General features: G+C 36.7%; 12 protein-coding genes. 4 read left to right on the forward strand and 8 right to left on the reverse strand.

Annotation, left to right across the window (positions count from 1 at the left end):
• The first annotated feature begins 27 nt into the window (after window positions 1-27).
• Window positions 28-1,272, forward strand: a complete 1,245-nt coding sequence (locus AZF04_RS19435; protein WP_327020403.1) for a CNNM domain-containing protein — start codon at window positions 28-30, stop codon at window positions 1,270-1,272.
• 53 nt (window positions 1,273-1,325) lie between these two features.
• Here AZF04_RS19435 and AZF04_RS21330 read toward each other — a convergent pair whose 3' ends face one another.
• Both AZF04_RS21330 and AZF04_RS19440 read right to left on the reverse strand, forming a co-directional pair.
• Window positions 1,326-1,490, reverse strand: a complete 165-nt coding sequence (locus AZF04_RS21330) for a hypothetical protein (RefSeq protein WP_156479537.1) — start codon at window positions 1,488-1,490, stop codon at window positions 1,326-1,328.
• A 116-nt stretch (window positions 1,491-1,606) separates the two neighbouring features.
• Window positions 1,607-5,659 (reverse strand): endo-1,4-beta-xylanase, encoded by a 4,053-nt coding sequence (locus AZF04_RS19440; RefSeq protein ID WP_061950212.1) that lies wholly within the window; start codon window positions 5,657-5,659, stop codon window positions 1,607-1,609.
• A gap of 280 nt (window positions 5,660-5,939) precedes the next feature.
• Between AZF04_RS19440 and speG the strand changes: the two genes are divergently transcribed.
• Window positions 5,940-6,467 carry a spermidine N1-acetyltransferase gene (speG, locus tag AZF04_RS19445; protein ID WP_061950213.1) on the forward strand — a complete coding sequence of 176 codons (528 nt, stop codon included), beginning with the start codon at window positions 5,940-5,942 and terminating at the stop codon, window positions 6,465-6,467.
• A 552-nt stretch (window positions 6,468-7,019) separates the two neighbouring features.
• Here speG and AZF04_RS19455 read toward each other — a convergent pair.
• Window positions 7,020-7,316, reverse strand: coding sequence for a YfzA family protein (locus tag AZF04_RS19455; protein WP_061950215.1), 297 nt, complete (start codon window positions 7,314-7,316; stop codon window positions 7,020-7,022).
• 92 nt (window positions 7,317-7,408) lie between these two features.
• Here AZF04_RS19455 and AZF04_RS19460 point away from each other — a divergent pair, with 92 nt between their 5' ends.
• The gene (locus AZF04_RS19460; RefSeq protein WP_061950216.1) at window positions 7,409-7,789 is read left to right on the forward strand and encodes a hypothetical protein; all 381 of its coding nucleotides are present in this window, start codon (window positions 7,409-7,411) and stop codon (window positions 7,787-7,789) included.
• A 123-nt stretch (window positions 7,790-7,912) separates the two neighbouring features.
• Complete coding sequence (locus tag AZF04_RS19465) at window positions 7,913-8,851, forward strand: ring-cleaving dioxygenase (protein WP_061950217.1); 939 nt, start codon at window positions 7,913-7,915, stop codon at window positions 8,849-8,851.
• 193 nt (window positions 8,852-9,044) lie between these two features.
• On the opposite strand, the gene AZF04_RS19470 is transcribed toward AZF04_RS19465, so the two are convergent.
• From AZF04_RS19470 to AZF04_RS19490, 5 genes are all read right to left on the reverse strand, one after another.
• Window positions 9,045-9,656: a DUF998 domain-containing protein gene (locus AZF04_RS19470; protein WP_061950218.1), complete on the reverse strand. Its 612-nt coding sequence runs from the start codon at window positions 9,654-9,656 to the stop codon at window positions 9,045-9,047.
• A gap of 514 nt (window positions 9,657-10,170) precedes the next feature.
• Entirely contained in the window at window positions 10,171-10,794 is a 624-nt protein-coding gene (locus AZF04_RS19475) for an NUDIX hydrolase (protein WP_061950219.1), read from the reverse strand.
• Between the two features lie 466 nt (window positions 10,795-11,260).
• Window positions 11,261-12,169 (reverse strand): NAD(P)/FAD-dependent oxidoreductase, encoded by a 909-nt coding sequence (locus AZF04_RS19480; RefSeq protein ID WP_061950220.1) that lies wholly within the window; start codon window positions 12,167-12,169, stop codon window positions 11,261-11,263.
• Between the two features lie 125 nt (window positions 12,170-12,294).
• Window positions 12,295-12,717: an RrF2 family transcriptional regulator gene (locus AZF04_RS19485; RefSeq protein WP_061950221.1), complete on the reverse strand. Its 423-nt coding sequence runs from the start codon at window positions 12,715-12,717 to the stop codon at window positions 12,295-12,297.
• A gap of 211 nt (window positions 12,718-12,928) precedes the next feature.
• Complete coding sequence (locus tag AZF04_RS19490; protein WP_061950222.1) at window positions 12,929-13,324, reverse strand: RidA family protein; 396 nt, start codon at window positions 13,322-13,324, stop codon at window positions 12,929-12,931.
• Window positions 13,325-13,635 lie beyond the last annotated feature (311 nt).

A 13,635-nucleotide genomic window follows, 5' to 3' on the forward strand; every position in this document is an offset into this window, starting at 1 on the left:
ATGACCGATTATATTGGAGGAACTACCTTGATTTTTATTGCTATTATTTTACTCTTTATTGCCTCTAGCTTTTTTTCTGGTAGTGAAACAGCTCTTACAGCAGCGAATAAAATAAAGATTCAAACGAAGGCAGATGCTGGAGACAAAAAATCGCAAAATTTACTAAAGCTTGTCAAAAATTCAGATGAATTTATTGCCGGCATTTTAATCGCTAATAATGTCCCGAATATTGTCCTGCCTTCTTTAGTGACGATTGTTGCTTTAGAATATGGGTTTAATGTCGGGATTGCTACGGGAATTTTAACGGTTGCGATTATTATATTTGCAGAGGTTTTACCTAAATCAATAGCGGCTGCTTTCCCAGACCGAATGGCTTATATTGTATATCCTCTAACAAAGTTCATTCTTACTGTACTAAAGCCATTAACATATATGTTAAATGCTTTGACTCATTTAGTGATTAAGGTTTTAGGGAAAAATGCCGTTAAACAAGCTACTTTTTCCAAAGAGGAAATGCGTTTAATGGTAGACATTGGTCATGTAGAGGGTACTTTTGAAAATGATGAAATGTATCGACTTAAAGGAATGTTAGATTTCCAGCATTTGAATGTTGCGGACGTATTAAAAACACCCCGAGTTGATGTGACAGGCCTATCAGCAAATACCTCCTTTGAAGAAGCACGTGAGATTTTGTTAAGCAGCCAGTATACGAGGTACCCTATTTTTGAGGATGATATGGATCATATCATTGGTGTTTTTCATTCGAAATTTTTTGTTTCATGGTCAAGAGAGCCTCATAAGCAAGTCAAGGAATTTTCTGATTTAGCTCCCTTATATGTATACGAGTCTCAGCTTGTTAAGCATGTTTTCCAAACCATGACTCAGGAGAAAAAGCATCTTGCGATTGTTCTTGATGAATACGGAGGAACAAAGGGTATTATTACGCATGAGGACCTCATCGAAGTAATGATTGGACAAGATATTGAGGATGAGACAGATATTGATGATGTATTAATTGAGTCTCAATCTGAAAATGATCTCATTTGCGATGGGAAAATTCCCCTACATCGATTAAATACCGTTTTTAACACAAAAATTCCGACTGAGGAAGATAATTTAGCAGCCTTTCTTCTTATGCAATTCGGTTATTTACCGAAGGAAGGGGAATTCATTGAATTTGATTCCTTACATTTTGAAATTCTCGAGCTTGAGGATAAAAAAATGAATCGTATTAAAATTACAAAGATGAATGGACAGCCCTTAGAGATATAAAAAGTTGGAAAAGCTTTTAAGATTAAAAGGATACGATAATAAACATCCTATTATCAAGCCATATAATAAGACCATCTCATTTCATGATCATTGATTGTAGAAGCTGAAAATTTAGTATCTAATGGAATTTCCTTTGTATAAACCCTCCTATACAAATCCTGACTCCATTCACTCGGCTTAGGAAAGGTCGCCAAGCAGCACTTATCATAATCTCTCATTTCTCTTACCTCCCAAAAAGATATCAAAAACAGGCCAATCTTTTGACCTGTTTTTTGATTTTTTTAATAGCTAGTCCATGCGTTTCTCCAGATAGACATTCCTTTCTACTCTCACATTATTCTATATTTGCTTTTCTTCTAGACCAGTAGTACATACTGAAACCAGCAACGAGGATAACTAATCCAAGTAATACATACTGATAGACATTTGTTGCAGTCGAAGGTAGTCTTTCGCCCGATTTTCCTTGTTTATAATCTGAATCAGAGCCTCCCGTTCCTCCTGATCCTCCTGGTCCTTCTGGTCCTTCTGGTCCTTCTGGTCCTTCTGGTCCTTCTGGCCCTTCTGGTCCTTCTGGTCCTTCTGGCCCTTCTGGTCCCTCTGGTCCTTCTGGTCCTTCTGGCCCTTCTGGTCCTTCTGGTCCTTCTGGTCCTTCTGGTCCCTCTGGTCCTTCTGGTCCCTCTGGTCCTTCTGGTCCTTCTCGTAATCCCTCAAATACACCATAGACACTAAAATGGTTAACCTCTGTTTCCACTTCAGTTTCTGAGACTATGGTTGTCTCAAATGGCGTCACTTCGAGCTCTTCATCTATATACCATATAGCGACCTTTTCAATATCGGAAGCACTTACTTTAAAAGAAAGAGTAATGTGCTCTTCTCCAAATTCTTTAATATCATCACCTTCAGACGTTACAATTGAAAAATGGTACACTCCACTTACCGCTTTTGCACCTTCCATTTGATAATCGTCTGATACATCTTCTCCAAAGCTAAAAATGACGTATTCCGCTTCTGTTAACAATATTTTAACTGGAACAACGGCCTTAGCTTCTCCGTTCGATATCTTTATTTTTGCTTGGCTACTTAAGCTGCTTAGTAATTCCTTTGTAAATTTAAATGAGTTAGCTATCTCACTTACTTCATACACATTCTCTCTATCCGTTGTAACTAAATCATCCATCGTCACTTCTTTTACAGAATCATTTGGTACCTCAGGTTCTGGTTCTGGAGTAACGGTTTCCTCACCCACTAAAGTTAATACACCAAATACAGAAGGATCTTGAAACCCTTGCCCGCTCAAATCATTCCAAGCAGCGACACTTTGACGCGAACCATTTTGCGCATCATTAATCTGTAAATCAAATCCGATTTTCGTATCATGAGTTGGTGTTATTTCATTAAAAGGAATCTTCAATTCAACAGTATATCCGTTTCCTACTACATGAGTTGCTGACTCAAATCCTTCCGAGATGCCTACTGGGTTAAATGAGGTCTCGTTTTCAAAATTTACACGATACTGTCCATGACCTTCTTGATAAAAGGTAGATTTCGAGTTGTTTTCATCTAGGAATACCTCAACAGAGTCCTGCTCCCATGGATTTTCACTCGACTGATCGAGCTGAGAATCACTTACTTGAATTAATACATATAAATACTCCTCATCCCATAAAACTCGCCCAACACCATTAGCGCCATTCCAAGCGGTTTGATACTGATTAATTTGAAGCTCTGGAGCACTACTCCAAACTTCATCTATTTCACCATCTATTTCTGGAGTTCCATAAAAAGCTTGACCGTGACGTGCGTCTGAATCATCTACTTCATGCTCCTCTATAAATTTCTCTGGGTCAATCACCGCGTAATAAGCTGGCTTTGCTTTCATATTTCGATCAAATAATAAAGGGTTTCTCTCAGCTCGCCAGCTCGTTGCATCATTTAATCCCCAAAAAGTTACTCGCGAAATATGCTCTGCATGCTCTTTATACATTTTAAATAATTGGGCATATAAATACCCCTGTGCATTTGCTTCCTGTTCTGTTAATACTCCGTCATCACCGGCTGTTATATCAAGCTCTGTAACGCCTACTTCTACACCGAGAGAGATGAATTTTTCTAATGAACGCCTAACATTCTCAGGATTTGTATTTAAGTTATAATGACCTTGCATTCCAACTCCATCAATAAGAAGTTCTCCATCGTTCTCCGATGCATAATTTTCATTTATTTCTTTTACCATTTGATAAATAGCTTCTGCTTTATTTTGATTATCATCATTATAATCATTGTAATATAGTTTAATATCCCAGCCATTTTCATCAATGACTTCTTTTGCTGCTCTAAAAGCCTGCTCAACAAAATCTTCTCCTATCGAATGATACCATTCCGATTTTCGAAGCGAAGCTTTCCAATCAGATGGGTTTGGCGGACCATCCATCATTGCCTCATTCACGACATCCCAAGAAATAACACTTTCCCCAAAATGCTCTACGGTTGTCTGCACATGAGTACGTAGATTGTTTAATGCCTCTTCTCGCTCCAAAAGATTTCCATCATCATCCGTATGAAGCCATTCTGCTGACTGTTGATGCCATACTAGGACATGACCATGAATTTTGTAATCATTTTCAAGAGCGGTTGCGACTAACTCGTCCTCTGCTGTAAAATCGAATTCCCGATTTTCGTTATAGGCATACCCTGGTTTCATCGCATTTTCTGCTGTTACTAAATTATGATGCTTTTGAAGAAGCTCTCCTCTAACACCGACAAAATCGGTCATTGATACAGCATTTCCAATTAAGAAATAATCCTTGTAAACATCCTTAATAGGTATCAATTCATCTTCAATTTCAATCGGTTCAGCATCCGTTTTTTCAAAGGTAATATCATCAATATAATAAGAAGCTGTAGCATTATTTGATTCTATATAAATGGAGAGATGACCGTTCCCCATGCTCGTATATCGATAAGTTCCTTCTAACTTTACCCATCCATCCCCTTTACTGACCGTTTTCCCTTGAATATTGTTATAGCTTGCTCCATCTCCGTCGCCTACCTGTGTAGACAGCTGTAATTGTGCGGAATCAGGAGATAATAATTGAACCATTGCTGATATTTGGTACTCTGAACCCGCTTCTACAAATGGCGTAATATCTAGAGATGGACCGTGCCAATTGTTTGCTCGGTCTTCTACCTTTAAGGAATAAGTACCATCTTCTGTATAATTGGCCTCATCTGTCACAGTCAACGTTTCTGTTCCAGCTCTTCCTTCAAATCCACTTAATTCACCATCTTCAAAGGTAATAGTCGTAAACTCTTCTGCAGGTGGCCAAGGTTCTTCAACCTCTTCCTCTTCGTCTACTTTACCTTCCTCGATAATTAAAATATCGCCAATATAAAAAGGTACTTCAGCTCCTGCCCCATTTGTTTGAATACGAAGAGCTCTATCTACTTCTGTATTAACCGTATATTGTCCACTTAAAATAAATGGCTCACCTGCCTGTAGTTCACTAGAAACATACAAGCCTTCATAGCTATCAATATTTTGTAGCAAAGCATTCGCTCCGTCTGGAACGTCTTCTCCGTCATCTACAAAGCCAGTTATAATAATGCTATATTTGTAACTGTCTTCCATATTAACTGCACTAAAAGGAATATCTATACCATGCCAATCATTAGTCCGGTCTTTAACATACACAGCATGACCATCATCATTTCCATCAAAATGGAGGTCAGATACCGCTTCTAGAGTACTACCTGCTTGTGTAGCGATTCCTATTCCACTTGAGAACGTTTCATGATAGGCAACTTTCTCCTCTGTCACAGTTTCTTCTTCGCTCTGTGATTCTACTTTTTCTGTAATCCGTATAGAACCCACATAGAATGACACTTGTTCTCCTAGTTGATTGGTTTGAATTCGAAATTGCGAATCTTCTTCAGCTACCGTATATTCACCACTTAATAAAAAGCTTTCTCCTGCCATTATAGGAGAATTCGTAATCAAAGGATAATTACCAGAAGGTATTTGCAAGTAGGCTTCTGCTCCTTCATCAAAGCTTTCATCCTCTCCTACATAACCTAGAACATCAATAAGATAAGTTTTGCCATTCTCCATATCGACAGTGCTAAACTCTACGTCGATTCCGTCATAATCATGAGTTCTTCCATTAATATAAACAGCTTTTCCATTTTCATTTCCTTCAAAATCAACCATAGACATTTCCAATAAAGCATCTCCAGCTTGCTTAGCAACACCCATTCCATCCTCAAATGTCTCATGATACACCGTTTTGTCAGTAGTCTCTGCTCCTGCTACTAAAGTAATCCAGCTTGACGGTGTAATCAAAAGTACGACAAGAAGTAACAACATTACCTTTTTTAACTTCCTATTCATTTGCGGCATTCCCCCATAAAAAAATGATTTTTGAAGCGCTTACAAAATTAATGAAGAATGGTAACCCTCCTTTCTTCTCTATTATCTCAGTCAATAGTGAAACATGAATGGTAGAAAATAAAGTTTATACTTTAGAAAGTAAACTTTTTTATGGGTTTGTCGAAATTTTTTGTAATAGCTTTTAGTAAACACAGAATTCAAGTTAACTAAATTTGACTAAGAATCGGTTTCTATTCAAAATATAAAATAAAGAGCAATTGGATGAAAGGAGTAATGATTAATGGAAGCATCAGGAGAATTTATTAAATTGAGACCTCTTGAACGAGAGGATTTAAAATATGTACACACCTTAAATAATGATGCAAAGGTAATGTCTTATTGGTTTGAAGAACCATACGAAGCTTTTGTTGAATTAGAAGACTTGTTTGATAAACATATACACAAGCAAAATGAACGTAGATTTATTATAGAAGCAGAGAAGGATATTATTGGTCTTGTTGAGCTTGTTGAAATTGACTATATCCATCGAAGAGCTGAGTTCCAAATCATCATTGACCCAGCTTATCAGGGCAAAGGCTATTCATACCCCGCCACTAAACTTGCCATGAGCTATGCTTTTCAAATACTAAATCTTCATAAGCTTTATTTACTTGTAGACAAAGAAAATGAAAGAGCCATTCATATTTATAAAAAAGCAGGCTTTCATATTGAAGGAGAATTAAAAGATGAATTCTTCGTTCAAGGCACTTATCGAAACGCATTACGAATGTGTAAATTCCAAAAGGACTTCATTCAGCATGAAGAATAATCTTCTTAGGAAAAAGAGTGTGAAGCATTACGTATAAATGAAGAATTCCACATATGTTAGGTGTCCAGTTATCCGCTCCCGTAAGGCAATTCTCGTCCAGTGGAAGTGGGTAGCTGCTGAACTAATTATTTTTAAAGATGATTACGGTCGTTTTCTTGGTCCTGCTTCTGGTAGGGGGGAATAACACTTTTCATTTCGAACTATTAAATGCTGTAGCTGTCATTTCCGGCTAAATGACAGCTTCTATTTGAATTCTTTTTGTCGAATTTTCTTTATTTGGATGAATAGAGCTTTTCCTTTTGACCGTTTTCATGATGCGGCTCTCTTTTTAGGTGAATAGAGCCTTTCCTTTTGACTGTTTTCCTTGTATCGTTCGTCTTTCGGGTGAATAGAGCTTTTCCTTTTGACTCTTTTCCTGGGATCGCTCGCCTTTCGGGTGAATAGAGCTTTTCCTTTTGACTCTTTTCCTTGCTCAGCACTACTTTCCGTCCAATAGAGCTTTTCCTTATGAATGCTTTATGTCTTTTTTTACGCTTCTACCCACAATCTGTTTCACTTTTCTTTTCTTGCTTTATAATCCTTTACGGCACTATTAATAGCATACGGTAAAAGGATAATGGTAAAAATCACCGTCACAACGTTAAGCTGTGGCAAAGTATAGAGGTTAAACCATTCTTCGAAAAAGGTCGTTTGCGCCAATGTTCCTAGAATAGTCCCTTTCAGTTCTCTTAGGTTAGGTGACCAATCAGCAAACTCTATGATAATGAAAAAGATTTGTAATATCGCAAAAGCCCAAATACTAAGTACCCAGCCCTGTATCTTCTTTCTTTTCTTTTTTTCTGCTGCCATACGTAATCTCTCCTTACTCTACTAGTAAAATATTAATATACAAAAATACCTACTTTATGTGATAATTGCTAAGAAGAAAGCGAGGATGCTTAATGAACATAAAACCGATATTTGTAATCTATCTCTCTTTTATTGTAGCAACAATTGCCACTATTGTAATCATTGTTATGGATATCGACCACGTGTGGGTCTCTTATTATTTCATTTTTTATGCCATTTTTTCTCTATCATTTTTTCTCTATTTTCTCGTTACATCGCTTTTTCGCTTTAGAAAGAAATCCTCTACTATAAAACGAAAAATACTTACTACCTTTATTCTTTATTTTATCTCCTTCTCTATCGTAGGGATTATTCATACTTATTTCTTTAAAGAACCAGGTTCAACCTATTGGACAAGCTTATCATTGGCTTTAGGTTTAGCTCTCGGTATGTCGCTATTTTCAGTATCATATTTTAAAGAAAAAGAAGAATAACATTTTCTTTTTCAGCACAAAAGGCTTATTACTAGCATATCATCCTTTTTTTTGGTTAACTTTAGAGAAGGAAGTACATTCTTTTTAATAAGTATGAAGATTCCAACGAGGAGGTCTTATTACATGCACTCTATTTCTGGACACCATCATATATCAATGGTCACAAAAGACGCGAATCAAAATAATCACTTTTATAAGAACATACTTGGCTTAAGACGAGTAAAAATGACGGTAAATCAAGACGAACCCTCCATGTATCATTTATTTTATGGAGATCGAACGGGAAGTCCTGGTACGGAACTCACTTTTTTTGAAATACCTCCAGTTGGTCGTACACATAGAGGGACAAATGCTATTACTAGGATAGGCTTACTTGTTCCTTCTGAAAGCAGCCTACTTTTTTGGAAAAACCGTTTTGAAGAATTGGGAGTTCTGCATGAGGATATCACAACATATGGAAATCGTCCTGCACTTCCTTTTGAAGACCATGAAGGATTAAGAATGGTTTTACTATCTTCCAATGGAGTAAAATTAGATTTTTGGCAAAATTGGGAGCGCTCTGAAGTACCTGTGGAGCATCAAATTCAAGGTATGGGCTCGATTGAAATTACGGTGAAAAGACTGGAAAAAATCGCTAATACCCTAACACAAATCTTTAAGTTTAAAGAGGTTCATCGTTCTGAAAATGAAGCGATTTTCCAATCCATTGAAGGAGAAGCATTTGGTGAAATCGTAGTGAAGGAGCAGGATGGCTTAAATGAAAAACCAGGCCGCGGTAGCATTCATCACCTAGCGATTAGAGCAAAAGACGATGAAGAGCTTTTATTTTGGGAACAGCAAGTTAAAGCAAGAGGCTTTCAAACCTCAGGGATTGTCGATCGTTATTACTTTAAAAGTCTTTATTTCAGAGAATCGAATGGCATCTTATTTGAAATTGCCACAGATGGTCCCGGCTTTACCGTCGATAGTGATATAGAGACATTAGGTGAATCATTAGACTTACCACCATTCTTAGAGGAAAAGCGACAAGAAATTGAGAATAACCTTACTCCCATTAAATAACCAGGAAAGGCGCTCAGGACTCTAGCTCTATCACTAGAATCTCAGAGCGTCTTCTTTTATGAGCTTTGCTGACCAAAAGGGCGACGCACTTTACCGTTCGATAGAACGCTCCCTTTTGACTCTTACCCAACTGGTCAGCTCTTTTCCGTCCAATATAGCTTTACTTTTCCTTTTCGTACAAGAAGCACTTTCGTTAAGCCTTTGATAATTTTATAGATAAAATGAAGCCCCATATAAAGAGAATGAAGTAAAAAAGTCTCTGCAATAAGCCTAATGGCATGTAAATAAAGATTCCTAACAGGATTAGTAAAGTAACTACAAATAAAGTTATACAGCAAAAATACGTCCAATACTTACCTCTTGCTAAACTCTTACCGTACAACCACATACCAGGGAAAATGGTAATCATTCCAATAACAACAAAAATAGAATGCCAAAATAAATCAATATTTGCAGGGTAGATGCCTGAGAAAATATTCCCTATCCCTATCAAGAGGATAAACAGAGTAGCCAGTGTATTTCTCCAATTAATCTCTAAGTATTGAGCTAAATAAAGGACACCTATGATAAAAGTAATGCCATTTATGATAAAGAGAATATTCATCCACTCTGCATAAGGAGAACAAATTTCGAAAGATACGGATGGATAGGTATTTTCTCCACAGGCTGTTACCCCTAAATCACTCATTGCTTGATTTAGATAGGAATAAGGAACGGTAGAGGTCCAAATAAAAAGTGGCTCAATGACAAAATATAAACAAGTTAAGAGCCAGCTAGTGATTCCGACTACTTTTGGTATTCTCATAGAATAACCTCCCTTTCTTACATTTTTATTGTAAAAGAAAAACGAATTTTCATTAATAGGCTGAGGACGGTATTTATCTCCTTCTTAAGTCTTATTTAACATGATGGCCTTAAGCTATTCCGTCACCTTCCTCCTAACGAGATTAGGTGATTCCTCTATTAAAGTATTCACGATTTTCATAGGAGATGTATTCTGTCCTCTCCACATAGCTTTTCGCTTTCTTTTAACTACATAAATCAATTTCATCACTCATACCTTTTAAAACCGACCATTTAGGTTTTGATTTTCACTTTAAGTAGATGCTTTCCCAAGGGCTTGTCTTCAGAGTGGATCTTCAAACGGCGCTCATCCTTTGGGAGTCACTACCTACCTTTACAATCAAGAAGTCAATTCACTCACATAAAAGAAAAGACTTTAAAGAAATAAATCTTTAAAGCCGTCATCACTATACGATACCCTCATCTTACCCTTTATAACTTCAAATTCATAATATCAACTCGTTTTACGATAGTATCTATAAGATCTTTTTCATTTCATCTATTACTCTAGCTATGTAGTCATCACTATGAGGTAGGAAATCCTGCTTCTGTACAGAACGCAGAGTCTCTACCATTTCTAAATGCTCGTTTAATATTTCCCCTGCTACCATAATCATCTCAATTTCTTCCATCCATAATTGGATAAATTGATTGATTTCTACTTTAAATACACCCGAAACTTCTTCTACCTGAAATTGATAGGCTGGCAGTGACTGATGAGGTATGAAATAAATAAATACATGAGCAAATTCCCTATCAATTAAGTTAGGTTGTATCATTTCATCTTTTATTTTTCCAATATATTTTAAATCATCAAGCGTCAACGCAATCCCTAGCTCCTCCTGCACTTCCCGAACTCCATCAGAAATCGTTTCATTTTCCATGATATGCCCAGCAGCTGTTATATCGAATACAGAAGGATAATCCTTTTTTTGTTGAGATCTTAATTGAAAATGAATATAGCACTTTCCGTTCTCTTTACTTATAAACCAGCAATGAAAGGTCTCATGCCACAACCCTTTTTGATGAATTTCTTCTCTCGTTTTCACTCCTAAATATGTTTCATTGCTATCAAAATAATGAAGATATTCGGTTTCCATACGAGGCCTCTTTCTAAAATAACGACGATTATCTCTGCTATGTGTAGCAACATTTACTCTTATGTTTTCAAATATGCTACGGAATTCCTAACTTCTTTCATACCCATTATACCAAGATATGGTAGATCGATAAAGAATCAAGGAGAAGTACCATTCTGAAGGTGCAGGAACAGCTAACAGATCATCACCAAAACAGCCCGGGACAAAACCTGATTTATAATCATCGTATGAAGAAATTTGAAATGATGTGTAATGGATGCAACCACAAGTACGGACCATGAACCCTTCTTCTTTTCATAAGAAGGAGGGCTCTGTTGAACGGGTAGATTCCCTATGAAAAATTAGTTCAGCAGCACCTCACCGGACGAAAGCGCCTTGGGGAAGCGAACAGCCGCATTTAACATGTGTGGATTCATTCATGAGTATGGTTCCAGCATTAAAAAATCAACGTTTTTGCTTATTTCCCCTAAAAATCTTCATTTACTAGCTCTGCTACTACTGCCAGAGCAGATTTACTACCTGTACTAGCTGCAATAATTAATTGTGCTGAGAACATATTGGCACTGTCACCCGCTATAAATAGGCCTTCTACATTTGTTCTACCAAAATCAGCTACTTCTAATTGACCATCTGACATTAAAGGAACACCAAGCTTTTCTGCTATATTCGTAGCTTGCACAAGATCGGTTGTAACAAAGCCTCCTTCTCTATTTATTTCAACTCCATTTTTAAAAATGACTTTCTCTAAATATCCATTATCTCCTACTAATTTTCCTATTTCTTGTTCATATAATTGGATTCCTTTTTTAGCTAATGTTTCCTTTTCTTCCTTATCAAATAACTGCTTTCCGTTCGTACAAACCACTACATCCTGACTCCAATTGTAAATCAATTTAATATAATGATGGATATGATCGCTCTCAGATATAACGACCAACTTCTTATCTCTTAATTCCCAGCCATCACAAAACGGACAACTGAACAGAGACGTTCCATAAAGAGCTTGAATTCCATCAATAGTCGGTAGCCTATCCTTCAAACCGGTAGCTAAAATTAATTTTCGAGAATGATAATGCTGTCCTTCTTCTGTTTCAACGACAAATAGATGATTTTCCTTCATGACCTTTTTAATTCTCACTTCCCTTAGCTGTACGGAAGGATATTTACTTATATCGGTTTTGGCTATGCTTCTAAATTCCTTAGGGCTAATTCCATCTCTTGTAATAAAGCCATGCGATTCTTGTACGACCGCATTTCTAGGTTGATTATCATCAAATAGTAACACCTTTTTCCTCGCTCTTCCTAAAACAAGAGCTGCATTTAAACCAGCTGGACCTCCACCGATAATCACACAATCTAATACTGCTTTTTCCATCTCTATTACCTCCATTAAAGATTCATAATGTCTATAATTAGTGTAAAAAAACTCTTTTCAGATGTTTTGCTCAATAATAAATGGTTAGCAAAGGACTAAGGCTAAGCAACGAAAAGCTACAGTCCTTATTTCTTGTCCTCTTTCGCTGCTTCAACCACTTCCGATATTTTTCGATTTTTTAGTTCATTCTTCATTTTCCCTTCACTTTCTAGCATAACCTTCTGAATATAACAGCCTTTATGAAACGTTAAAGGCTCGTGGTCTAAACTAGAACAGCTAAACAAGGTGGTCGTACCTTCTATAGCTTGAATCACATCTAAAAAAGAAATGTCTTCTGCTTGTTTAATTAAACGATATCCTCCATTCACTCCTGGTGTAGATTCAATTAAACCCGCTTTTACGAGCTTCGTTAATATTTTCGAAAGATAGGTAGGAGAAACCTTCTGTTCTTGAGCAAGATACTCCACTCCAACCGCTTTTCCACCCGGTACTAGAGCTAAATGGACCATCGTATGAAGAGCATAATTGGTTGCTTTTGAATATTTCATTCATAACACCTCTTATAAAACTATTATAGACCTTTTATATCTACAATAGAATATACCTTTTCTATTCAAAGATCAAGTCTAAGAATTTAATTAATCAAGCGTTTAATTAACAATGGTTAGCCCCTTCATTAATTAAGCCATTACTACAAATGATCTATCCACCAGCTTGAGCATCTAATTCTGGTCGAAATTCCCATTATTTTTACACTGCTTATGATTTGATTTCTTGACATGCCCACGCATCTATTTCTACTTTAAAAGCAGGCGCTGCCAAAGCTACTACGTATATCATCGTTGTGCATGGTAGGTGTCCATCCAAAAAATCAGTCACTACTTTCCTTCTTTTATCGATATCAAAATCACCAACTAAGTAAAAAACGAGCTTTGTTAAATCTTTTACTTCCATCTGAGCAGCTTCCAGGTTTTTTTTCACATTAAGCAATGCTAGCTCCAATTGCTCTAAAGGAGAATCAGGAATGGTTCCATCTAAATCCATTCCTAGTTGACCAGATAAATTTAACCATCTATTGTGTCCCGACACCTCCATTTGATGCACATAGGCGGCAACAGGCTGATGAATATTATCAGGGTTTCGTGATATTTTCATTTTACAACATCCTTCTCTTTTATTAATTCTCTCTAATCATATATCTAATGCAAAACATTGATCTACTTGAATGAATTTTCATTCATATCTGTTAATGGAAACCGATCGATTAGGTTTTGGTTTTCACTTTAGGTAGATGCTTTCCCAAGGGCTTGTTGTCAGAGTGGATCTTAAAACGGCGCTCATCCTTTTGGAGTTACTACCTACCGTTACAATCAACGAGTGAATTCGCAAACATTCAGTACATTTTTATCGTTACCTTATAAAGCAATGATGAAATAGACTCCTAAATAAAAATTAATTTCAGGCAT

This window comes from Alkalihalobacillus trypoxylicola (assembly GCF_001590785.1).
GTDB classification, from domain to species: Bacteria; Bacillota; Bacilli; order Bacillales; family Bacillaceae_D; genus Alkalihalobacillus; species Alkalihalobacillus trypoxylicola.